20 protein-coding genes are annotated in these 21,516 nt (G+C 43.8%); 7 read left to right on the top strand and 13 right to left on the bottom strand.

Translation table 11 applies throughout. The features are described from left to right. Positions 1–29 precede the first annotated feature (29 nt). Complete coding sequence (locus CWC29_RS13915) at positions 30–833, top strand: substrate-binding periplasmic protein (protein ID WP_235956578.1); 804 nt, start codon at positions 30–32, stop codon at positions 831–833. Here CWC29_RS13915 and CWC29_RS13910 read toward each other — a convergent pair. The 4 genes from CWC29_RS13910 to CWC29_RS13895 all read right to left on the bottom strand — a co-directional run bounded on the left by CWC29_RS13910 (position 830) and on the right by CWC29_RS13895 (position 4,622). Beyond that, on the bottom strand, positions 830–1,453 hold the full coding sequence (locus tag CWC29_RS13910; RefSeq protein WP_235956577.1) for a hypothetical protein: 624 nt from the start codon (positions 1,451–1,453) through the stop codon (positions 830–832). The genes CWC29_RS13915 and CWC29_RS13910 overlap by 4 nt on opposite strands. Positions 1,454–1,800: 347 nt before the next feature. Continuing rightward, complete coding sequence (locus tag CWC29_RS13905) at positions 1,801–3,432, bottom strand: methyl-accepting chemotaxis protein (protein ID WP_128727750.1); 1,632 nt, start codon at positions 3,430–3,432, stop codon at positions 1,801–1,803. A 126-nt stretch (positions 3,433–3,558) separates the two neighbouring features. Then, positions 3,559–4,269, bottom strand: a complete 711-nt coding sequence (rsuA, locus tag CWC29_RS13900; RefSeq protein ID WP_162847794.1) for a 16S rRNA pseudouridine(516) synthase RsuA — start codon at positions 4,267–4,269, stop codon at positions 3,559–3,561. A 23-nt stretch (positions 4,270–4,292) separates the two neighbouring features. Beyond that, a complete protein-coding gene (locus CWC29_RS13895; protein WP_128727692.1) occupies positions 4,293–4,622 on the bottom strand; it encodes a 5-carboxymethyl-2-hydroxymuconate Delta-isomerase in 330 nt (109 codons plus the stop codon). A gap of 81 nt (positions 4,623–4,703) precedes the next feature. Between CWC29_RS13895 and CWC29_RS13890 the strand changes: the two genes are divergently transcribed. The 5 genes from CWC29_RS13890 (at position 4,704) to CWC29_RS13870 (ending at position 9,264) form a co-directional block, all read left to right on the top strand. Beyond that, entirely contained in the window at positions 4,704–5,495 is a 792-nt protein-coding gene (locus CWC29_RS13890) for a hypothetical protein (protein WP_138523670.1), read from the top strand. Next, the gene (locus CWC29_RS13885; RefSeq protein WP_128727694.1) at positions 5,479–6,102 is read left to right on the top strand and encodes a LysE family translocator; all 624 of its coding nucleotides are present in this window, start codon (positions 5,479–5,481) and stop codon (positions 6,100–6,102) included. Before CWC29_RS13890 ends, CWC29_RS13885 begins: the two co-directional genes overlap by 17 nt. Beyond that, positions 6,102–6,632, top strand: a complete 531-nt coding sequence (locus CWC29_RS13880; protein ID WP_138523668.1) for a gamma-glutamylcyclotransferase family protein — start codon at positions 6,102–6,104, stop codon at positions 6,630–6,632. Before CWC29_RS13885 ends, CWC29_RS13880 begins: the two co-directional genes overlap by 1 nt. 45 nt (positions 6,633–6,677) lie before the next feature. After that, positions 6,678–8,240, top strand: a complete 1,563-nt coding sequence (locus CWC29_RS13875; protein ID WP_128727696.1) for a serine hydrolase — start codon at positions 6,678–6,680, stop codon at positions 8,238–8,240. A 103-nt stretch (positions 8,241–8,343) separates the two neighbouring features. Next, positions 8,344–9,264: a histone deacetylase family protein gene (locus tag CWC29_RS13870; protein ID WP_138523666.1), complete on the top strand. Its 921-nt coding sequence runs from the start codon at positions 8,344–8,346 to the stop codon at positions 9,262–9,264. On the opposite strand, the gene CWC29_RS13865 is transcribed toward CWC29_RS13870, so the two are convergent. Beyond that, positions 9,261–9,560: a DUF4144 family protein gene (locus CWC29_RS13865; RefSeq protein WP_138523664.1), complete on the bottom strand. Its 300-nt coding sequence runs from the start codon at positions 9,558–9,560 to the stop codon at positions 9,261–9,263. The two genes, CWC29_RS13870 and CWC29_RS13865, sit on opposite strands and share 4 nt — an antisense overlap. Positions 9,561–9,636: 76 nt before the next feature. On the opposite strand from CWC29_RS13865, the gene CWC29_RS13860 reads away from it, so the two are divergent. Next, on the top strand, positions 9,637–12,153 hold the full coding sequence (locus tag CWC29_RS13860; protein WP_138523662.1) for an EAL domain-containing protein: 2,517 nt from the start codon (positions 9,637–9,639) through the stop codon (positions 12,151–12,153). Here the strand turns inward: CWC29_RS13860 and CWC29_RS13855 are convergent. From CWC29_RS13855 to rpoD, 8 genes are all read right to left on the bottom strand, one after another. After that, complete coding sequence (locus CWC29_RS13855) at positions 12,126–12,947, bottom strand: DUF2797 domain-containing protein (RefSeq protein WP_128727700.1); 822 nt, start codon at positions 12,945–12,947, stop codon at positions 12,126–12,128. The genes CWC29_RS13860 and CWC29_RS13855 overlap by 28 nt on opposite strands. A 112-nt stretch (positions 12,948–13,059) precedes the next feature. Next, positions 13,060–14,343 carry a phosphoribosylamine--glycine ligase gene (gene purD, locus CWC29_RS13850; protein ID WP_138523660.1) on the bottom strand — a complete coding sequence of 428 codons (1,284 nt, stop codon included), beginning with the start codon at positions 14,341–14,343 and terminating at the stop codon, positions 13,060–13,062. A 15-nt stretch (positions 14,344–14,358) separates the two neighbouring features. Further along, a complete protein-coding gene (locus CWC29_RS13845; RefSeq protein ID WP_138523658.1) occupies positions 14,359–15,195 on the bottom strand; it encodes a class I SAM-dependent methyltransferase in 837 nt (278 codons plus the stop codon). 100 nt (positions 15,196–15,295) lie between these two features. Beyond that, complete coding sequence (gene purH / locus CWC29_RS13840; protein ID WP_039492703.1) at positions 15,296–16,882, bottom strand: bifunctional phosphoribosylaminoimidazolecarboxamide formyltransferase/IMP cyclohydrolase; 1,587 nt, start codon at positions 16,880–16,882, stop codon at positions 15,296–15,298. 211 nt (positions 16,883–17,093) lie between these two features. After that, entirely contained in the window at positions 17,094–17,384 is a 291-nt protein-coding gene (fis, locus tag CWC29_RS13835) for a DNA-binding transcriptional regulator Fis (RefSeq protein ID WP_010374122.1), read from the bottom strand. 45 nt (positions 17,385–17,429) lie between these two features. Beyond that, the gene (gene dusB / locus CWC29_RS13830) at positions 17,430–18,395 is read right to left on the bottom strand and encodes a tRNA dihydrouridine synthase DusB (protein ID WP_138523656.1); all 966 of its coding nucleotides are present in this window, start codon (positions 18,393–18,395) and stop codon (positions 17,430–17,432) included. 303 nt (positions 18,396–18,698) lie between these two features. Continuing rightward, complete coding sequence (prmA, locus tag CWC29_RS13825; RefSeq protein ID WP_128727703.1) at positions 18,699–19,571, bottom strand: 50S ribosomal protein L11 methyltransferase; 873 nt, start codon at positions 19,569–19,571, stop codon at positions 18,699–18,701. A 74-nt stretch (positions 19,572–19,645) separates the two neighbouring features. Next, positions 19,646–21,496: an RNA polymerase sigma factor RpoD gene (gene rpoD, locus CWC29_RS13820; protein WP_128727704.1), complete on the bottom strand. Its 1,851-nt coding sequence runs from the start codon at positions 21,494–21,496 to the stop codon at positions 19,646–19,648. Between the last annotated feature and the right edge of the window lie 20 nt (positions 21,497–21,516).

The following is a 21,516-nucleotide window of genomic DNA, read 5'->3' as shown; positions in this document are numbered from 1 at the left end:
TAGTATTGTTTACCCCAATTGAGGGTCGTATGATGATGTTAAAGTTGAGTGTAATGGTCACTGTTTTGATGTTTCAAAGCACAGGTATTGCAGCGCAAACGTCAGAGTTAATCTATGTCGCGAAAGAAGCGCGAGCCTTGTACGATCGCGATCTCTATCTCTATGAATTATTAGAAAAGGCGCTCGTTGCAGCCAAGTACTCAGCTCAAATTGAGCATATCAAGGTCCATCCTCATCAACAGCGTACGCTGATGGCACTAAGTCGAGGAAAAGTTGATCTTCATTGGTCGATGACCAGTCCCGCGCGTGAGCAAATCGCTATTCCCATTAAGATTCCCTTGTATGGTGGACTTATTGGTAAACGCGTGCTGATTGTCCATAAAGATGTTTATCCAGCGATAAAAACGGTTCGTTCGCTTGATGAATTAAAGCGCTTTACCGCGGTACAAGGACACGATTGGCCCGATACTAAAATTCTTAGTTATAACGGTCTGAAGGTCAGGCCCATTTCCGATTATCAAACCATGTTTAATTTGATTGCGGATAAGAAAGCGGATTATTTTCCACGCTCGGTGATTGAGGCAAATTCAGAATTAATCGCACAAAATAACGAGAACCTCATGATCGTACCTGATTTTCATCTAATGTATTCAACCGCCTTTTACTTCTTCGTAAACAAAGACAAACAAACGTTGGCAGAGGCTTTAGAAGAGGGTCTTAGCAAACTTAGTGAGTCTGGTGAACTGCAGTTATTAAAACAAAAATATGGCCTAAGCAAGCACCCAGATAGCACAGCTATTACGCTGAACAATCCATATTTTTCTGAAAACTAACGCTTCTTTCTTAAGCTCGGTAGTGCGTAATCGTACTCTTCTTTATAGGTGATCGCGGCTAAGATCAGCAAAGTTAAGCAATTTGCACTGTAAATCAGGTAACCACTGACATCAAAGCTGTAGAAGAAAAATGTCATGTCTACACCTTTGGCATTTCTGAAATAATTTTCGACTAACGCAGCGAAACTCATAAATATACTTAGCATTGCAAGCCAAGGCATAATTGCATCAGCAAAAGTGTAACGAGTTTTTAATTTGGGGAATAGCTTTTTGGTAATTTCAACGCGATAAGTTAGTGGAAATATAACCAGTAAGCTAATGACAAAGTGTGTTCCGAAAATAAGTGTATTTTGTAATAGCCGTTGGTCTTTGTCTGAAGAGTCTAGGCTAATCAAACCGGAAGAAAATACGAGCGTCTCTAAGGTAAACGGTACCAAAGCTAACACAGATAAAGCGCAAATATTAATGTCTTTTAATCTAGCGCCTAAAATAAAGATAGTTGAGACAATAAGCCCATAAATTACATAGAAGTGAAAGCGAATATCGTACAAGACCAGGAGACCTACTGCCAAAATTGCATAAGGTATCAGTAGATCTCCTAACGAGAAATTTTTCTTCATCGCACAGTACTAATCTTTACCGGCTTCTTTCTCTGCTTGAGGGTGAGTAGGCTCATAAATACCACCACCAGAAACTTTTTTGCACTCTTTTAGATTTAACTTTTGCATTATCATAGTCCTTATTGAGTATACTTGGTTCTCAAGTAATCATGTCATTTGGGATTTATAGTTAATTGTGATACACACAATTTCGGAAGATACGAGCCAGACTACTCAACTGAAACTTCCGACATGTACAAACTTAACACCAAATAAACACAAGGTGAATGGAAAATTAAATAATTTTTTTTTATCAAAGCCTATTAAATTTTTAATATATATAACTAACTGAAACTTAATGTTTATTTTTAAATTTTAAATTTAGCCATCTCAGTCTCCAGATTTCCAGATAGAGACTTGATGGTGTCGGTTGCTTCATGTGCCTTCTCTGACACATTGGCTGTTTGTGATGCTGTGTCTGAAATAACAATAATCCGCTTCGCAGTATCTTCCCCTGCATTTAACTGTTCTTTTGCTGCTTGTGCAATCTGATGACTCATGTGCGAAATGGATTTAAGAGAGTCTGCAACTTGTACAAGCGCTTGCGAAGCTTTGGCAGACATACTCACTGTTTTTTCACTGGTTGCAATACTCAAACTAACGGAAGCTTTTGCGTCTTGTGTTGCACTTTGCAGCTTAGTGATCATGGTACGGATCTCTTCTGTGCTGGTTTGAGTACGTTGAGCAAGTTGTCTCACTTCGTCAGCAACAACGGCAAAACCACGGCCTTGCTCTCCCGCTCGTGCCGCTTCTATCGCGGCATTTAACGCAAGTAAATTAGTTTGTTCGGCAATAGATTGGATAACGGTAAGTACATGAGCAATATTTGATACTTCTTCATCTAGCACTTGGATGTTATTACCAGCGCTGTCAATTTGTTGCTCCAATAAAGCGATTTCGGTTGCTGTCTGTGCTGTCAGTTTGTCGGCTGTATTTCCCTGCTTTTCAGCCTCTTGAACTGAATTCGCAGCTTGTTCAGCATGCTCAACCACGGCTTGTGCTGATGCCGTAAGCTCGGTTATTGCAGAAGCCACCATTTGAGTCTCTGCATTTAAGCTGTGAGTTAAATTCTCCAGCTCTACGGATCGCACTTCACTGTCTGAAGTTTGATTCTGAAGTGCCTCTGCTGCTTCTTTTAGACCCTCAACGACCCCTTTTAAGCCACCTTGCATATAAGCCATAGCAGCCAAAATACTATAATCTTTGCAGTCAGTAGTATTGATTGGTGTAGTCAGATTTCCTCTAGAAACATGTTTTACGATTTCGAGTACATCATTGATTTCGGCACCCAGTTTATTGTTGAGCGACAGTCCAAATCGCGCAAGTGCGGTGGTTAATGCAACGGCAACAGCTAAAGAAAGTGCCACTAGCCAAATCGCAGTATCCCAATAGCGATCGTTTACTTCTTTGTAGCTAATACCTGTACCTACGTACCACCCAAACCCCGGAGTCTTTTGTACCACTGAAGTAAGGTCGACAACTTCTCCATCTCGTAGTGAAGTCCAATTGTAGGTAATGATCCGATCAAACTGGTTACTGACCAAGCGCTTAACCATGCTGCCAATGCTTTTGCCGTCAGCATCTTTAAACTCATTAAAGCTGGTGTTGTGTAATTGGGGGTCGTGAGGTGTCGCTACAAAGTCCATTTTCTCATTAACAACGTACACATACTCAGAATCATGGTATTTGTTTTCTCTTAGAACCTGAATAGCCATTTCTTTTGCCTGCTGCTCCGTCAGTTTTCCTTGCTCTGCAAAGCGCTCAAATTGTTTAACTATATTAACGGTGCTTTTCATTAACTGATTGATACGCGCAATATTATCGCTTTCACTGGCATGGCGTAGAGCTTGAAGGCCTACAAAAGCAACGGCAAGTAAGGATACAAATATTGCGGCGGCAAAGGTAATTATTTTTGTTTTTAACGTGAAACTAGAAAACACAGGATCGCCCCCTAAAAATACTCTCATTACATGATTTAGCACGTTTAGGGGGAGTTTGTAAGTAGGTTAATGCTCTATGCGGACTATTTTGAGATGATATTTACTCATACTACACAAATAGGATAACTAGCTTGCATTAATTATGCTTATTTCTTCATCAGTTAACGGGCGATATTCACCTTCAGCAAGGGTTGGATCAAGCTCGATCCCCGCAATATTTTCTCTATGAAGTTCAACTACTTGGTTACCTACTGCGGCAAGCATACGTTTTACTTGGTGGTATTTCCCTTCGCAAATAGACAAGCGTAGTGCAAATTTATCAATAAGCTCTGCTTTTGCTGGCAGGGTTGCTTGTTTTTCACCATGTAACTCAACACCTTGTTCAAGCTGGGCTAGCGCTTCTTCAGTGAGTTCGTCACGACTTTCTAGTACATAGGTTTTAAACTTCTGCTTTTTTGGTGAGGTGATTTGATGAGACCAATCCCCGTCATTTGTGAGCAGCACCAAACCCGTCGTATCGATGTCCAGTCTACCTGCAACATGAAAATCTTTTAAGTTAGGTTCTTCGATTAAATCGAATACAGTTGGGTGTAATTCATCACTATTTGCACACACATAACCTTGTGGCTTGTTCAGCATATAGTAGCGTAAACCCAAATACTCTAAGCGTTTGCCATCGAAAGTAATATGGTCTGCTGGGGTGACTTGGATATCACCTTTCTTGACGATATTGCCATTAACGGTAACGAGACCTTTTTTAATATTAATTTTGACCTTGCTGCGTGGCATCTCTGCAACGTGGCTCAAAAATTTCTCCAATCTACATGGAAATTTCATAGCTAAATAACTCGAATAATAAATTAGTTTTTGCGGTAAATATCGGATAATAAATCATAGCAATGGGCACTAAGTGCGAAATTTTCACCGACTTTTGCAATTAAAAGCTTGAGTGCCTCATTTATAAGGGTTTGTTTCTGTTCCAGTGTTCGGCCTTCCATTAAATGGATCTGGAGGTGAATAAACCCCTTTTTGTCATTGCCAAGCTGAAAATGCTCAAAAGCAACAGCGCGGGTTTTGACGGAATTTGGTTCAAACAAGCCACACGCACAAGCAAATTGCTGCACCTGTGATACTAACGCCTCGGTTTCAATTGGCAAATTAGCTGAGTGTTCGAGAATAAAGTGTGGCATGTGAAACTCCATGTTTTTGCATTAGGCTCAGAGTTTATGCTATTTATCAGGGGTTATTCCAGAAAAGAGTGAATTATTAGCATGCTGTCCTTATTTAAAGTCTCACCTTTGCTTAGCGATGAAGAAACCCAATGGTTAATTGATACCTTTGTCTGGGCATTTGAGCATTTTGATGGCGAGTACTTTTTAAATGAAACGCAGATCATTACTCCGACTCCCAGTTGTTTTCCTGAGCCGGTATCCAGTATTGAAGAAATGGCGGCAGTGGTTTTCTCCCGAGTAAAGTCCTATGCAGGGTTACAGCAGTGGCCAATCACTTTAGTTGCGCCTGAACGCATGCTCGCGTCGACCAGCATGACTAAGTTAAACATTGCAGGGCGTTGGCGCGGTGAGCAAGCGGTTATCGTTGAACCGGCTGCGCCTATTTTGATTTCTTATAATCCCAATCAAATAAATCAGCCTCAAGATCTGATCGCCAGTTATGCAGGTGTCATGGCAAAAGTTCTAATTTTACAGCGTGGCGTGTTACCTCCAGGTGGGGAAGCGCAACTAGACGCAGCTTGTGATGTGCTGGCGAGCTTTTTCGGCTTTGGGGTCATGGTGTCTAATACTGTATATCACTTTAGGGGAGGATGTGGTTCTTGCTACAACCAATATGCTAACCGAAAAGCTGCACTGACGGAGCAGCAAAGTGTTTTTGTACACGCCCTAGTATGTCATTTTAAAGGGGTGAAAGATGGTCATAAGCATCTTAAGTCACACCTTGTGGGTCAGTATAAAAAGGCCAAAAAGCAAATTAATACTCTAATGGATAACTCAGAGCGGGGTGATTTACTGGCCTTACAGGAGCATGCACATGCTCGCTTATCTTGATGAGTTTATTTTAATTGCGCTGGCACACTTTTTTGCTGTCGCAAGTCCCGGTCCTGATTTTGCGATAGTGCTTAAACAAAGTGTACAGCAGGGTAGAGCAAATGCCCTTTGGACGAGTTTTGGGGTTGGCCTTGGTATTTTAGTACATGTTAGTTATTGCTTATTGGGAGTTGCGTTACTGCTATCTCAATCTGAAACCTTGTTCACAGCAGTAAAATACATAGCCGCGCTTTACCTAGCTTACCTTGGGGTCCAAGCGTTGCGGTATGCAAAACCCAATTCAGAGCAAGAAAATATTACTGAACACGCTGTTACTGAGTCTAATTGGACTGCGTTAAAACGAGGCTTCTTGGTCAATGCCTTAAATCCCAAAGCAACGCTGTTTTTCTTATCGCTTTTTACCTTAGTGATTGAGCCAACCACACCAAGCAGTGTGCAGTTGTTTTACGGCGTTTATATGGCTTTGGCTACCTGGGCTTGGTTTTCATTTTTATCTTTAGTTTTATCAAAAACTACGGTAAGACAATTTTTTCGTCGTGCAGGACATTGGTTTGATCGCGGGATTGGTGTGATCATGTTATTGCTTGCAGTAAGATTGGTGATCTAATGAGTGACAAACATATTATTAACTTTAGCTTTGGTTCAAATATGTCGACCGCACGTCTGCTGGCTCGCTTACCACAAGCGAAGCTACTTGGAGTGGGGAAATTGCATGGCTATCGGCTGACTTTCGATATGTTGAGCACCGATGGTTCAGCCAAGTGCAGTATTACGCCAAGCAATGAAGCAAATAGCCACGTTTATGGTGTTTTGTATGGGCTAGATGAACAAGAAAAAGCGCGTTTGGACGATATTGAAGGGGAGCGCTACAACTGTCATTGTTTACCTGTTGAAAGGCAAGATGGCGGTATGGTGGACGCCTGGTGCTATATTGCTAACACCTTTGTGGAGCATCAATTACCTTTCGATTGGTACGTACATCATGTGTTGGCCGGGGCAAAGGAGCATCGGTTTCCAACCAGCTATTTACAGGCTATTTCGGCACAATCACACGTTACAGATAATAATAGTGACAGACAACAACAAGAATTAGCCATCTACCACTGTGATACTACAAAGTTAAACCTTAAGGCTTAACTCGTAACATCGTGATTGGTTGTGGCAAAAAACCAAGGAAAAATAATGAAAATAACACAATGGCTATTAACCTCCGGCCTAGTTGCAGCAAGTTTTTTTAGTGCGCAGGCAAGTGCGGCAGTAAACCAACAGGATGTTGAAACTGCGGTAAAAAGCGCAATGACAAAATTTAATATTCCAGGTTTGGCAATTGGTATCGTAGAAGATGGCCAGGTTGTGATGACCAAGGGCTTCGGGGTGACGCATTTAAATAAGCCAGCTAAGGTCAATGCGGATACCTTGTTTGGTATTGCATCCAATACCAAAGCATTCACGGCAGCAGCGCTGGCGATGTTGATAGATCAAGGCAAGCTGAGTTGGGATGACAAAGTCATCAAACATATTCCAGAATTTAAGCTCTATGATAGCTATGTTACTCAAGAGATGACGATCCGCGATTTATTAAGTCATCGAAGTGGATTGGGCCTTGGGGCAGGCGATCTTATGATCTGGCCTGATACTGATAAAACCATGCCAGAATTGCTGGCAGGTATTTCACATCTCAAACCTGATTCAAGTTTCCGTAGCCATTACGCTTATAACAATTTGATGTTTGTTGTTGCAGGAGAAGTTGTAAGCCGAGTCAGTGGTAAAGATTGGCGCGATTTTGTTGAGCAGGAAATGTTTACCAAGTTGGATATGGATGACTCAAAGGCTGGATTCTCTCGGATCCCGGCTAACAATAGTAATTGGGCGACTGGCCATATTCCGATGGATGGCAAACTTACGCCGTTCTTTGTTAATTACCTAGAAGATTTCCGTGGTGCTGGCGCCATTGCGTCTAACGTGGATGACATGACCAAGTGGTTACAAACTCAGCTTAAAGGTGGTCGCTTACCTTCTGGCGACCAGCTATTTAGCCAAGAGCAACAAGTGCAAATGTGGCATCCACACATTACACGCATTCCCGCAGCAAAAGCCGCAAAAGTATATCACCAGCAGTTTAGAGGGTACGGCCTTGGTTGGGCAGTAGAGGACTACTTTGGTTATAAAAAGGTGGGCCACGGCGGTGGGATTTTAGGTATGGTGTCGCAAGTTGCGATGATCCCAGAGAAAAAACTGGGTGTGGTGGTCTTATCAAACCAGCAAAAATACCCTGCACTTTCCGCGATTATCAATGAAGTGTTTGAAGATGCGCTTGGCCTAGAAGATAAAGACTGGGTGCAGATCATCGCCGATGATTACTTTAAGGCGCAACAAGAAAAGTATGCCAAAGCTGGGATAATCGAAGTTGCAAAACCACAGCCTGCTTTACCGTTGAACAACTACACGGGGACATTAAATAGCGCTTGGTATGGCGATGTGGTAGTGGAAAAGCTCGGTAAGGCACTGCGCATTGATTTTACGCATACTAAGCGCCTAAAAGGGAAACTTGAGCACCTAACCGGTAACACTTTTGTGGTGCGTTGGGATGAGCCATTACTTGAAGCAGATGCTTACATCAATTTTGTGATGGATAAATCTCAACGGGTTGAGTCTGCTGCGATGGAGTTTGTTAATCCAGAAATAAGCGACTTTAGTTTTGATTTCCATAACTTGGATTTAAAGGCGAAAGAAATCCAGCACTAAGTATACCAAAGTATCAAAGCCACAATTATGTGGCTTTGATATAGTGAAAGAGTAGCTACTTAAATCAACCTCGTCGCAAACTAACATAGGATGTATATTCGTTATGCGTACTGCAATTATTACTCATCCATATTGCCGCAAGCATAAAATGACCGAGGAACATCCTGAGTGTCCTGCGAGGTTAGATGCGATATCAGATCGGTTGCTAGCGTCTGGACTTGATATCGCCATTGAACACAAAACGGCACTGAAAGCCGATACCTCACACTATGCATTGGTTCATGATCAAGCCATGATCAAAGAAGTCATGGATAAAATTCCTAATGAAGGGTTAACCGAACTAGACGGCGACACTTGGCTTTGTCCTGATTCTATGAGAGCGATTGAACGGGCTGTTGGCGCAGGAATACTTGCGGTGGATGAAGTCGTTGCTGGTAAACTTGACGCCGCCTTTTGTTCTGTGAGACCTCCTGGACATCATGCCAATCAAAGTACTTCATCGGGATTTTGTGTCTTTAATAATGTTGCTATTGCTGCCGCTTATGCAAAAACAAAAGGCGTAGAGCGGGTGGCTATATTGGATATCGATGTACATCATGGTAATGGCACGCAAGACATTTTCAAAGACGATCATAGCGTGTTACTTTGCTCTTTATTTCAGCACCCTTTTTATCCGAATACCGCGATTGAGAATCATCAAACACTTATCAATTCTCCATTGAGTGCGGGAGCAGATGGCACAGAATTAAAAGCCTTGGTGGAGCAACAATGGTTACCTAAGCTGCAATCATTTAAACCTCAGCTCATCTTTATCAGTGCAGGGTTTGATGGTCATTTAGAGGATGATATGGGCGGGCTCAAGTTTGTTGAACAAGATTACCAGTGGTTCACCGAGCAAGTGGTAGAGTTTGCAAACTCATCGGACTGTTTGGGGATTATTTCATACTTAGAAGGGGGCTACGATCTTTCTTCTTTAGGCCGCAGCGCTGTGACACATATCAAAGCGCTGGTTGAAGCCTGTTAGCTTAGACCTAACAAATCAAAAGCCTGCTGAGTATTGCTCAGTTGGATTTTGCTCACGCAACACTGGCCTTCGTCAACGAGATATTGTTGCACTAATTCGGTTAAATATTTCAAATCAATACATTGCACGGGCGCACAGTGTACGTTGCTGCAGCAATCGTTTGGGTATACTAGAATTAACCGTTTGAGTGACGCATCATCGAGCAGATGCGTTGCATCTCTAAGTGCTTTTTCATCTTCGATAAACTCTATACTTTGGTCTAATACCAGCAATAAAGGATAGCTTTTTATCGCCATAATTTGTTCTTGGTCAAGTTATAAAAAGTGTCGCCCAGTATACTTTAAATTGGAATAATATTGCGAGAGTGTGCTTATGGTTGGTGATTCACGTCAGTTACAGATCAAAGAAGTATTTACCAATAGCTTGTTATGTTGCGATGAGCAAACCAGTCTATACGATGCGGTGGCGAAGATGCGAGCGAGCAGAGTGAGCTCGATCTTTGTTACTCGTGCCGATGATATCATTGGTATCTGGACCGAATCGGATTGCGTTAAACTCAATTTTAACGATCCCGACTTTGCACAGGTCCCGATCCGGGCCGTGATGACAGCACCAGTGCAAAAAATTCAAATAGATAAAACCTTGAGCGAGGCAACGGTCAAGTTCCACCAACTAGGGATCCGTCACTTACTCGTGGTGGACTCGGATAATCTACCTTGTGGTGTGGTTTCTTTATCCGATATCGTGCGCAGTCAAGGGCTCGACCATTATTTGCATTTTAGACCAATTGAGCAGCACTTTGACTCGAGCATAGTGATTTTAGACAGTGAAGACTGCGTCTCTGATGTTATCAATAATATGCGTGAGCTAAAGCTTACCGCCGTGCTGGTGTATAACCGTGAATTAGATGAGTATGGCATTATTACTCAGCGTGATATTGCGTATATTATTCTCAACCCTGATTGGCGTCAGCCTTGCTGGCAATTAGCCAACTATCCTATGCTCTCCATGACGCCAAAAGACAGCTTATTCGATGCTTACCGACTGATGACGGTAAACTCCATTCGTCATTTGGTGGTGATTTCCCCTGATTCGCAACAAGTGATTGGGCTATTAGCACTCAAAAATGTCCTGACTGAAATTGAAACTGCATATTGTAGTGAGCTGGAAAAAGTCCTGGTACAACGTGATATTGCACTGCAAAAATCGGAGAAAAACCTATATCTAGCTAACCGTATTATTGATGCTTCTCTCGATGGCATCATGATCACCAAAAGCTCAGGAGAAATAATCCAGATCAACCCAGCGTTTAGTGCGCTTACCGGCTACAAAGATTACGAAGTGCTAGGGAAAAACCCAAGTGTGTTGAGCTCTGGGCTACATGATGAATCCTATTATCAGAGTATGTGGCAAACGCTTAGAGAAACGGGTGTGTGGCAGGGCGAGATATGCAATCGTAAAAAGAGCGGTGAGATTTATGTTGAATGGCTCACGATTATTGAGATCAGAGAGCCGTACAGTGACGATATGCTTTACGCAGCTATTTTTAGCGACATTACAGAGCGTAAAAATGCGGAAGAAAAAATTGCTCGCTTAGCCTACTTTGATGAATTGACTGGGCTGCCTAATCGTCGCTTATTCTACGATAGACTCTCTATGGCATTGGCATCAGCGCACCGCTATAAGCAAAAACTCAGTGTGATGTTTATAGATTTAGACCGCTTTAAAGAAGTGAATGACTCACTTGGGCACAGCGCTGGAGATGAGTTATTAGTGCAGGTTAGTGAGCGAATAAAGTCTATTCTAAACGAAGGTGACACGTTGGCCCGACTTGGTGGCGACGAATTTGTCGTGTTACTAAGCGAAGTGAATGGCATGTCGGAGGTTATTGAATTTGCAGACCAAATCTTAATGGCATTATCGAATCCCTTTCAACTTGGTGATATGCAGGTGGCTGCGACGGCCTCAATGGGGGCTGCTATTTATCCCGAGGATGGTCATGATACGGAAACTTTACTCAAACACGCCGATGTTGCTATGTATCGCTCCAAAGAAGTCGGGCGTAATTCATTCCAATTATTCGAAGCTTCGATGAATGCACGTTCATTTGAGCGTTTGTCCATGCTAAGTCGTTTTCAGAATGCCTTGGAAAATAACGAGTTTGAACTGCATTTTCAGCCATTGCAATGTTTAACCAGCAGTCGCATTTCAAGTGTTGAGTGTTTGCTAAGATGGCGTGACCCAAATCTCGGGATGATCTCGCCGGCCCAATTTATCCCACTTGCTGAGGAGCTCGGGCTTATTATGCGTTTAGATCAGTGGGTAATAGATAAAGCCTGTCAGCACTTGTCGCAATGGCAATGCGCTGGGGTTGAGATTAGGCGCATGGCGATTAACATCTCGGCGTCTCATGTCACTCAAGGCGACCTTTATCAGTGTGTCGCGCAGGCATTAAAAAAGCATAACGTCGACGGTAAGTATCTTGAGCTTGAGCTTACCGAAAATAGCTTTATCGGTAATCTTCACGAGGCTAAGTACACCTTGAAAAAACTCAAGGAGCTGGGTGTCAAACTGGCGATTGATGATTTTGGTACAGGGTATTCTGCGCTCAGTTACTTGGCTAAGCTGCCCATCGACATCTTAAAAATAGATGCGAGTTTTATCGCTAAAGTGCCCGATGAATATGGCAATAGCGAAATTGTTTCGGCAATTGTGGCGATGGCTAAGGCGCTCAACCTGCAAGTTGTAGCTGAGGGCGTAGAGAAGCCAGTACAGAAACGTTATCTGCGCAAGCTAGGTTGTCATACAATCCAAGGTTACGTCTTCTGTAAGCCACTTACAGAAGACGATTGGCATGCATTTTATTCGTCAGAGAAGGTGATTTCGTAAGAGGTAAACTTACGGATATTGATCACGCCATTATCAAAAATAAGATATTGGCCTTTGATCCCTTCAAGCACGCCTGATACTACAGGGTCTTTATCAAAGTTAAACGAGCTGATTTTACTCGGGTGCTGGTTTACTGGGAAGGTGAGGTCGACCACTTCCTCGTCTAGTACTTCAATAGCGGTTGCACCAAAGAGTTCTGCCAGCTCGTCGAGTTTGGCTTGGATCTGTGGGATAAGTTTAGCGGCTTCTGCTTTGAGGTCTATTTCAGGATTGATGCCTTTGAGCATATTGCGCCAGTTAGTCTTATCGGCAATAAACTGAGCCAGCGCCACTTCCACTAATCCTGACTGGTGACGGGTCTGCACCTTAAAAATCGGCAATGCTTGCGTTGCGCCTTGATCTACCCAACGCGTTGGGATCTGCGTATGACGGGTGATCCCAACTTTAAGGCCTGAGGTATTGGCCAAATACACATAGTGCGGGATCATACAGTTCTGTTCGCCCCATTGGGGTTCACGACAGGTACCTTGATCATAGTGACAGGTCTCTGGCTTCATAATACACATGTCGCAGCTGGCGAGCTTTCTCATACACACGAAGCAGTGCCCCTGCGAATAGCTTTTTTTGGTTTTTTTACCACAGCTACTGCAAAATATATTGCCGGTGAAGGTAAGGGTGACGGATTTACCAAAGTAGTCATTGAGTGATACTAAGTTATCACCCACGGGTAATTGATATTGAATAGGTTCAACAAGCGCTGACTTTAACTTGCTGAGCGTACCTTGTACTTGCATCTTTGCCCCTAAAAATGCTCAAAAGGGTAGGATACCATTACAAACTAAGAAACGCAGTGTGTAAAAATGAAAAAGGCCAGCATCGAGCTGGCCTTACAAAACTGAACGCGAATTAGCTTTCGCGTGCGATTGCGCGATATGCGATATCTGTGCGGTACTCTACGCCATCCCAGTGAATGTCTTTCACTAGAGAGTAGGCGCGTTTTTGCGCTTCGGTTACCGTGTGGCCAAGGGCCGTTGCACATAATACTCGACCACCGGCGGTGACTACATGCTCGCCATCTTGCTTAGTACCGGCATGGAACACTTTTTCACCTTCAGGATAGTTCACCTGAAGACCTGAGATAGCGTCACCCTTAGGATAGTTGCCAGGGTAGCCATTAGCTGCAAGCACAACACCAACGGCAGCTCGCGGATCGAATTCAATCGATGTTTGATCAAGCTCTTCACGGTTTGCCGCTTCAATCAGCTCAACTAAATCAGATTGGAGGCGTAACATGATAGGTTGTGTTTCTGGGTCACCAAAGCGGCAGTTATACTCGATAACTTTTGGTGTGCCGTCTGCTGTGATCATCAAACCAGCGTATAGAAAACCTGTATAAGGGTGACCTTCTTTCGCCATACCTTCAACCGTTGGATTGATCACTTCGGCCATGATGCGATCATGAATATCTGGCGTGACTACAGGAGCTGGAGAGTATGCACCCATGCCCCCTGTATTTGGGCCTTTATCACCATCGTACGCACGCTTGTGATCTTGGCTGGTGGCAAAAGGAAGTACATTTTTGCCGTCAACCATGACGATGAAAGAGGCTTCTTCACCTTCTAAAAACTCTTCAATAACCACACGGCTGCCCGCTTCGCCAAACGCATTACCCGCAAGCATATCGCGGATAGCCTCTTCTGCTTCCGCTTCGGTCATTGCCACGATGACCCCTTTACCTGCAGCAAGACCATCAGCCTTAACAACGATAGGTGCCCCTTGTGCTTTCAAGTAGGCAAGCGCAGGCTCAATCTCTTCAAACGTTTGATAAGCCGCTGTTGGAATATCGTGACGTGCTAAAAAGTCTTTAGTAAACGACTTAGAGCCTTCTAGCTGCGCTGCCGCTTGAGTAGGTCCAAAAATAGCTAAGCCTTCTTCACGGAAACGGTCAACCACACCGATAACTAGTGGTGCTTCAGGGCCAACAATGGTTAATTGTACATTGTTTTCTTTAGCAAAGACGACCAAGGCATCAATATCTTCAACGCCGATAGCCACGTTTTCGAGTTTAGGCTCAAGCGCAGTACCTGCGTTACCAGGTGCTACAAAAACCGTTTTTACAGATGGGTTTTGTGCGGCTTTGAACGCAAGCGCATGCTCACGTCCACCGCTGCCAATGACGAGTACATTCATGGCGAAATTTTCCTATTAAAGCTTTTTAAATTTTAAGGTCATGCGGTCGCTTTCCCCAATCGCTTTATATTGCGCTGCTTTTTCATCACCTAGCGCTAAGCGAGGTGGCAGAGTCCAGACGCCTTTTGGGTGATTGGCGCTGTCTAGCGGGTTAGCGTTAATGTCGCTGCTTGCAACTAATTCAAACCCAGCTTGCTTGGCGATATCAATAACATAACTTTGCTTCATATAACCTGACGACTTTTGATCCTCAAGTTGGCGGTGCTCAGGCAGACGGTGTTCAACCACACCTAAAATGCCACCAGGCTTCAGTGCCTTATTAAACGCGTTGAACGCGCTAAGTACACCTTCATCTCCCTTACCCATGTACCAGTTATGCACGTTACGGAAAGTTAGTACCACGTCAGCACTGCCTTGTGGTGCAATGTTGCTGTGTGTTACCGGTGCAAATTCTGTGATCTTTACTTCACTATAGTCTGGGTTGGTTGCTACTTTTTCTTTGTAGCTTTTTAATGAGCGTTGGTAGTAGCCAACATCTGAATCAGCAGGGAAGTGCGCTGCATAATAGGTGCCTTGGCCTTTAACCAGTGGCGCTAAAATCTCACTATACCAACCACCACCAGGTGCAATTTCTACCACGGTCATTGATGGCTCAATGCCAAAAAAAGCAAGCGTTTCACTTGGGTGGCGATACTGGTCTCGCGTTCTATTTTTCTCAGCTCGATTGTCGCTAGCAACTGCTTTTGCAATCGCGCTTGGTACTGCTTGGCTGGAGTTGGATTCTGTCGCGTTACAGCCCACTAAAGTGGTAAATACTGCAGCAGCGACAAGAGATTTCATACCTAGATTCATCGTTAGCTTCCTTCATTCTGTTATGATTATGCTGTAGCCAGAATACTGGAAATTAGCTGAAACAAAAAGCGCGAAACTCATAAGTTTCGCGCTTTATTGATTAATGGCGGAAGTGGCGCATGCCGGTAAACACCATTGCCATTCCCGCTTCATCAGCGGCGGCAATCACCTCTTCATCACGCATTGAACCACCCGGCTGGATAACCGCAGTGATACCCGCAGCTGCAGCGGCGTCAATGCCATCACGGAATGGGAAGAACGCATCAGAAGCCATGACAGAACCTGGAACTTCTAGGTTTTCGTCTGCGGCTTTAATCCCTGCGATTTTTGCAGAGTATACGCGGCTCATTTGGCCAGCGCCCACACCAATAGTCATCCCATCACGAGCGTAAACAATCGCGTTGGACTTAACAAATTTAGCGACTTTCCAGCAGAACAGTAGATCTTTTAGTTCTTGCTCTGTAGGTTGACGTTTCGAAACCACCTTAAGGTCGTCCAAACCAACCATACCTTGGTCACGATCTTGTACTAAGATACCGCCATTAACACGCTTAATATCAGTACCTGTGGTTTTGTTTGACCACTGACCACATTCTAGTAAACGTACATTTTGCTTTGCAGCAACGATTTGTGCGGCTTCTTCTGATACGCTCGGCGCGATGATAACTTCAACAAACTGACGCGCTACGATGGCTTCCGCCGTGTCGCCGTCTAGCTCTCGGTTAAAGGCGATGATACCACCGAAGGCAGAAGTCGGGTCGGTCTTAAATGCGCGGTCATAGGCGGCAAGAATGTTTTCATCTACCGCAACACCACAAGGGTTTGCGTGTTTTACGATAACACAAGCCGGCTTATCAAACTCTTTAACACACTCAAGTGCTGCATCGGTATCAGCGATATTGTTATAAGACAGCGCTTTACCTTGAAGTTGTTTAGCCGTCGCGACGGATGCTTCTTCAATGTTGTTTTCAACATAAAAAGCAGCGTCTTGATGCGAGTTTTCACCGTAGCGCATATCTTGCTTCTTAGTGAATTGCATATTGATAGTGCGAGGGAATTTGGTTTCCTCTGCTGCTTCTTCCGTATAATCCGGAACCATTTTACCGAAGTAGTTGGCAATCATGCCGTCATACTGTGCGGTATGCTCGTAGGCCGCAATAGCAAGGTCGAAGCGTGTCTTGTATGTTGTAGAACCAGAGTTTGCCTTCATTTCTTCAATGACACGGCTGTAGTCATTCGCATTTACAACAATGGTCACGTCTTTGTGGTTCTTAGCTGCAGCGCGAACCATAGTCGGGCCACCAATATCGATATTTTCGATTGCATCTTCTAGGCTACAGTCAGCTTTCGCAACAGTTTGTGCGAAGGGGTATAAGTTGACTACTACCATATCGATTGCTGAAATATTGTTTTCAGTCATGACGTCTTCGTCTTGACCGCGACGTCCTAAGATACCGCCGTGCACTTTTGGGTGAAGCGTTTTAACGCGACCATCCATGATTTCTGGGTGGCCAGTGTAATCAGATACTTCTGTTACTTTAATGCCGTTGTCTGCAAGTAGTTTGCAAGTACCGCCAGTTGATAAAATTTCTACGCCTTGAGCTGCAAGTGCTGTGGCGAATTCAACGATACCGGTTTTATCTGACACGCTTAGTAGGGCGCGACGAATTGGACGATGTATATCCATGATGGTTCAGGTTTCCTCAATGATTAGTTAAGGGCTAGCTTAGAAAGCCGGTATTTTAGCGCATTATTGTTAAGATGACGATGTTAAAAGGCGAGATAAACATGAGAAAAGTGCGATATGAAAAGGATAAATGTCCGCTAGCTGCTGAATTTTAAACAATAAAAAAGCACCCGAAGGTGCTTTTTTATCAACTAAATTTTACCAGCAGTGCTTAGTTCATGCCGTATTTTTTTAGCTTCTTGCGAAGTGTGCCACGGTTGATGCCTAAAAGGATCGCTGCACGAGTCTGGTTACCACGAGTATAAGTCATAACCTCTTCAAGTAGAGGTGCTTCAAGCTCAGAAAGAACTAACTCATAAACGTCTTGTACGTCTTGACCATTAAGCTGCTTTAGGTAGTGATGTACAGCTTTTTTAACTGCATCGCGCAAAGGTTGCGGTTTCTCTTGTGACTGAACATGAGCGTTAGTAATAAATGGAGAAGTCACATTTTGTTCGAACATCGTTATGTCTCTTTCTTAGTTAGCCTGAAGGATGAATAAATTCATTCACCCTAATGTTTCAAAATAGTCTTCTAATGCCTCGATTTGCGCTTCTGGCGTCTCCAAGGCATTGAATACTCGCCTAAATTGACCTTCTTGGTCATGGGCCTGCAAATACCAAGATACATGCTTGCGTGCGATGCGCGCTCCCATTGGCTCACCATAGAATTGATGAAGATTTACTAAGTGCTCCATCAATATTGCTCGAACCTCTGCTATTTCAGGTTCTGGCAAATGTTCACCGGTTTGCAAATAGTGGTCTATTTCTCGGAAAATCCAAGGACGACCTTGGGCGGCTCGACCAATCATAATGGCATCTGCGCCCGTGTATTCCAGCACCTGCTTCGCTTTTTCAGGAGACGTAATGTCACCATTTGCTACCACAGGAATAGATACTGAACGTTTAATTTCTCTGATCGTGGCGTATTCAGCTTCGCCCTTATACATACATGCTCTTGTACGGCCATGCACGGCTAGCGAAGCAATGCCTCGACGTTCAGCTATGCGAGCAATCTCAACACCGTTACGATTGTCTGTGTCCCATCCTGTACGGATTTTTAACGACACAGGTACGTTAACAGCAGCAACCACAGCGGTTACGATTTCGTCAACCAACTCTGGATATTGCAACAATGCTGAGCCTGCAAGCTTCTTGTTCACTTTCTTAGCGGGGCAGCCCATATTGATATCTATGATCTGCGCACCGTTTGCGACATTAAATTGTGCTGCTTGCGCCATCAACTCAGGATCCGCTCCTGCGATTTGTACCGAGCGAATGCCCGATTCACCGCTGTGATCCATGCGATTTTGCGACTTATCGGTTTTCCACACTTTTGGATTTGAAGACAACATTTCTGATACCGCAAGCCCTGCACCTAGACGTCGACACAGTTGTCGAAACGGTCTGTCGGTGATCCCAGCCATTGGTGCTACGATAAGATTGTTTTCAAGTTGGTATGGACCAATACGCACTACAGTTTAATCCGCCTTACCTCAAGGGGCGCTAAGTTTACGGTTTTTTTCGCAAAAATCAAAGGTTATAAATTGAACATAATTGCTTTTTTTTTGAACTTTATGGGTTGACATTTGATAACAACCTGAGAGCTCAGATAATTTGCACGAAATTTATGCAAAAACAATTTTAAAGGTACAATTTGAGTCGAAAATTTAAGCTGTGAAAAATGCGTAAAGCCTGTTAATTACAGGCTTTACCAGTTAAAACTTACTAACTTTCATTGAGCCGCTGATACTTTTGTCAGCGTTACGTTAGCAGCCTTATTTTTTCACACCGCTGACGCGCGTCCATTCACCCTGTTGAGCAATGTTGTCTAGCTTTAAAAATGGTGCGTAAACATCCGCAACGGATTGCGCTTGCTCTTCTAAAATACCAGACATGGCGATGGCGCCTTTATCGCCTAAAAAGCCGAGAATGATTTCGTGCAGCTCTCTCAGCGGCTGTGCAAGAATATTAGCAACAACGATATCAGCACTGAATTGCGGCTGGTTTTCAGGTAAATACACTTCTAGTTTATCTGCAACGCCATTACGCTCGGCATTATCGCGGCTTGCGATAAGCGCTTGTGGATCGATATCAATACCAATCACACGCTCAGCGCCTAATTTGATTGCTGCGATACCTAAAATCCCAGAGCCACAGCCAAAATCAACGACCGTTTTACCGCTTAGGTCTTGTTGTTCTAGCCATTGCAGGCAAAGTGCGGTTGTGGCATGGGTACCAGTACCAAATGCAAGGCCCGGATCCAGTAACACATTGACGGCATTGGGATCTGGCACATCACGCCAGCTTGGGCAGATCCATAATCTCTCACCAAACTTAATCGGGTGAAAATTATCCATCCACTCGCGTTCCCAGTCTTTGTCTTCAAGCTGTTCAAGCTTGTAGTTCAACGGCTTGTGATACTGTGATTGGACAAAGTCAACGACTGCTTGCATATCATGATTCGCTTCAAATAAACCGATCACCGTTGTCTCGGGCCATAAGATGACTTCGCCGGGTTTTGGTTCGTAAACGGGATTGTTTTTACTATCCATGAATGTGACAGACGGACAACCGACATCCATAAGCATATCGCTTAACGCATCGGCATCGGCTTTATCTGAATAAATTCGGATTTGGATCCAAGCCATGTGTGTATACCTATTTAATCCAATTAATATAAAAAAGGCCGCTGAATAGCGGCCTTAATCTTATTTGCTACTTTTTAGCCCTTAACGTCTAAAAAGCTCTTTAATAGATCTGAGCGAGAAGGGTGGCGCAGCTTACGTAACGCTTTAGCTTCAATCTGACGAATACGCTCACGTGTTACATCAAACTGTTTACCCACTTCTTCTAACGTGTGGTCTGTATTCATATCGATACCGAAACGCATACGTAGTACTTTAGCTTCACGAGCGGTAAGGCCTGCCAGTACTTCGTTGGTCGCGCCACGAAGACTTTCCATCGTTGCTGAATCAATCGGCGACTCGATAGTAGTGTCTTCGATAAAGTCACCAAGATGTGAATCTTCATCATCACCAATTGGTGTCTCCATAGAGATTGGCTCTTTGGCGATTTTTAACACTTTGCGGATCTTATCTTCAGGCATCATCATACGTTCTGCCAATTCTTCAGGACTTGGCTCACGGCCCATTTCCTGTAGCATTTGACGAGAGATACGATTCAGCTTATTGATTGTTTCAATCATATGCACTGGAATACGGATAGTTCTTGCCTGATCCGCAATTGAGCGCGTGATCGCCTGACGGATCCACCACGTTGCGTATGTTGAAAACTTATAACCACGACGATATTCAAATTTATCAACCGCTTTCATCAGACCGATGTTACCTTCTTGGATCAGATCCAAGAACTGCAGACCACGGTTGGTATATTTTTTAGCGATTGAAATTACAAGACGCAAGTTCGCTTCAACCATCTCTTTCTTCGCACGGCGAGCTTTCGCTTCACCAATACTCATGCGACGGTTGATGTCTTTAATACGCTCAATGCTAAGACCCGTGCTATCTTCAAACGCTTTAAGCTTGTTAACACAACGTTCGATTTCAGGTTTTACTTCAGCAAGTTTTGCCGAATGTTTTTCACCTGATGCAATTTCAGCATCGATCCATGCGGTATCGGTTTCATTGTTAGCAAAGTGCTTAACAAAAACCTTTTTTGGTACCTTAGCAATCTGGACTGCTTGTTTCATGATGATACGTTCTTGAACACGCACTTTGTCCATCATGTCGCGCATGTTATTTACCATGCGGTCGAATTGCTTAGGTACTAACTTGAAAGTACGGAAGTGATCGCCGATTTCCTGAATTGCAGCTTTTGCATCTGGGTGCGAGCGACCTTTACTTTCAAAAATTTCTCGCGCTGTATTATACAATGTACGAAGATGTTCAAAATGCTCACGAGCTTCTTCAGGATCAGGGCCTGAATCGCCTTCTTCTGAGTCGTCATCGTCATCATCTTCATCATCATCTTCGTCATCTAAGTCTTCATCACTTAGCTCAGAACCGATGTGTGTTGCTGAAATTGGTGCTTCATCTTCCTCAATAGCATTAGGATCAAAGAAACCAGAAACAATGTCGCTTAGACGCATTTCTTCTGCTTCGTACTTGTCCCATTGCTCTAGCAGGTAAGTAATAGCTTCTGGGTATTCAGCAACAGAAATCTGTACTTGGTTGATCCCTTCTTCAATGCGCTTAGCGATTTGGATTTCGCCTTCACGAGTTAGAAGTTCAACCGTACCCATTTCACGCATATACATACGAACAGGGTCAGTTGTGCGGCCAATTTCTTTTTCTACTGTTGCTAATGCCGCAGCTGCTGCTTCCGCAGCATCCTCATCTGTTGTTGTTTCTTGCATCATCAACTCATCAGCATCAGGCGCATTTTCAGAGACCTGAATACCCATATCGTTGATCATGCTGATGATATCTTCTACCTGATCTGAGTCTATGATGTCTTGTGGAAGATGATCGTTAACTTCTGCAAAAGTTAAATAACCTTGCTCTTTACCTTTCTGAATCAGAAGTTTGAGTTGTGACTGAGGAGATTGATCCATAGAGAAATTTGCTTCCACTC

It is taken from the genome of Pseudoalteromonas galatheae (assembly GCF_005886105.2).
Classification (GTDB): Bacteria; Pseudomonadota; Gammaproteobacteria; order Enterobacterales; family Alteromonadaceae; genus Pseudoalteromonas; species Pseudoalteromonas galatheae.
The sequence above is the reverse complement of the archived record's forward strand: the minus strand, read 5'-3'. Positions and strand labels throughout refer to the sequence as shown.

Coding starts and splice junctions, on each gene's coding strand:
- CWC29_RS13915 (WP_235956578.1), top strand. CDS start 30: ATGATGATGTTAAAGTTGAGTGTAATGGTCACTGTTTTGATGTTTCAA.
- CWC29_RS13910 (WP_235956577.1), bottom strand. CDS start 1,453: ATGAAGAAAAATTTCTCGTTAGGAGATCTACTGATACCTTATGCAATT.
- rsuA (WP_162847794.1), bottom strand. CDS start 4,269: ATGAAATTTCCATGTAGATTGGAGAAATTTTTGAGCCACGTTGCAGAG.
- CWC29_RS13895 (WP_128727692.1), bottom strand. CDS start 4,622: ATGCCACACTTTATTCTCGAACACTCAGCTAATTTGCCAATTGAAACC.
- CWC29_RS13890 (WP_138523670.1), top strand. CDS start 4,704: ATGCTGTCCTTATTTAAAGTCTCACCTTTGCTTAGCGATGAAGAAACC.
- CWC29_RS13885 (WP_128727694.1), top strand. CDS start 5,479: ATGCTCGCTTATCTTGATGAGTTTATTTTAATTGCGCTGGCACACTTT.
- CWC29_RS13880 (WP_138523668.1), top strand. CDS start 6,102: ATGAGTGACAAACATATTATTAACTTTAGCTTTGGTTCAAATATGTCG.
- CWC29_RS13875 (WP_128727696.1), top strand. CDS start 6,678: ATGAAAATAACACAATGGCTATTAACCTCCGGCCTAGTTGCAGCAAGT.
- CWC29_RS13870 (WP_138523666.1), top strand. CDS start 8,344: ATGCGTACTGCAATTATTACTCATCCATATTGCCGCAAGCATAAAATG.
- CWC29_RS13865 (WP_138523664.1), bottom strand. CDS start 9,560: ATGGCGATAAAAAGCTATCCTTTATTGCTGGTATTAGACCAAAGTATA.
- CWC29_RS13860 (WP_138523662.1), top strand. CDS start 9,637: ATGGTTGGTGATTCACGTCAGTTACAGATCAAAGAAGTATTTACCAAT.
- CWC29_RS13855 (WP_128727700.1), bottom strand. CDS start 12,947: ATGCAAGTACAAGGTACGCTCAGCAAGTTAAAGTCAGCGCTTGTTGAA.
- purD (WP_138523660.1), bottom strand. CDS start 14,343: ATGAATGTACTCGTCATTGGCAGCGGTGGACGTGAGCATGCGCTTGCG.
- CWC29_RS13845 (WP_138523658.1), bottom strand. CDS start 15,195: ATGAATCTAGGTATGAAATCTCTTGTCGCTGCTGCAGTATTTACCACT.
- purH (WP_039492703.1), bottom strand. CDS start 16,882: ATGGATATACATCGTCCAATTCGTCGCGCCCTACTAAGCGTGTCAGAT.
- fis (WP_010374122.1), bottom strand. CDS start 17,384: ATGTTCGAACAAAATGTGACTTCTCCATTTATTACTAACGCTCATGTT.
- prmA (WP_128727703.1), bottom strand. CDS start 19,571: ATGGCTTGGATCCAAATCCGAATTTATTCAGATAAAGCCGATGCCGAT.
- rpoD (WP_128727704.1), bottom strand. CDS start 21,496: ATGGATCAATCTCCTCAGTCACAACTCAAACTTCTGATTCAGAAAGGT.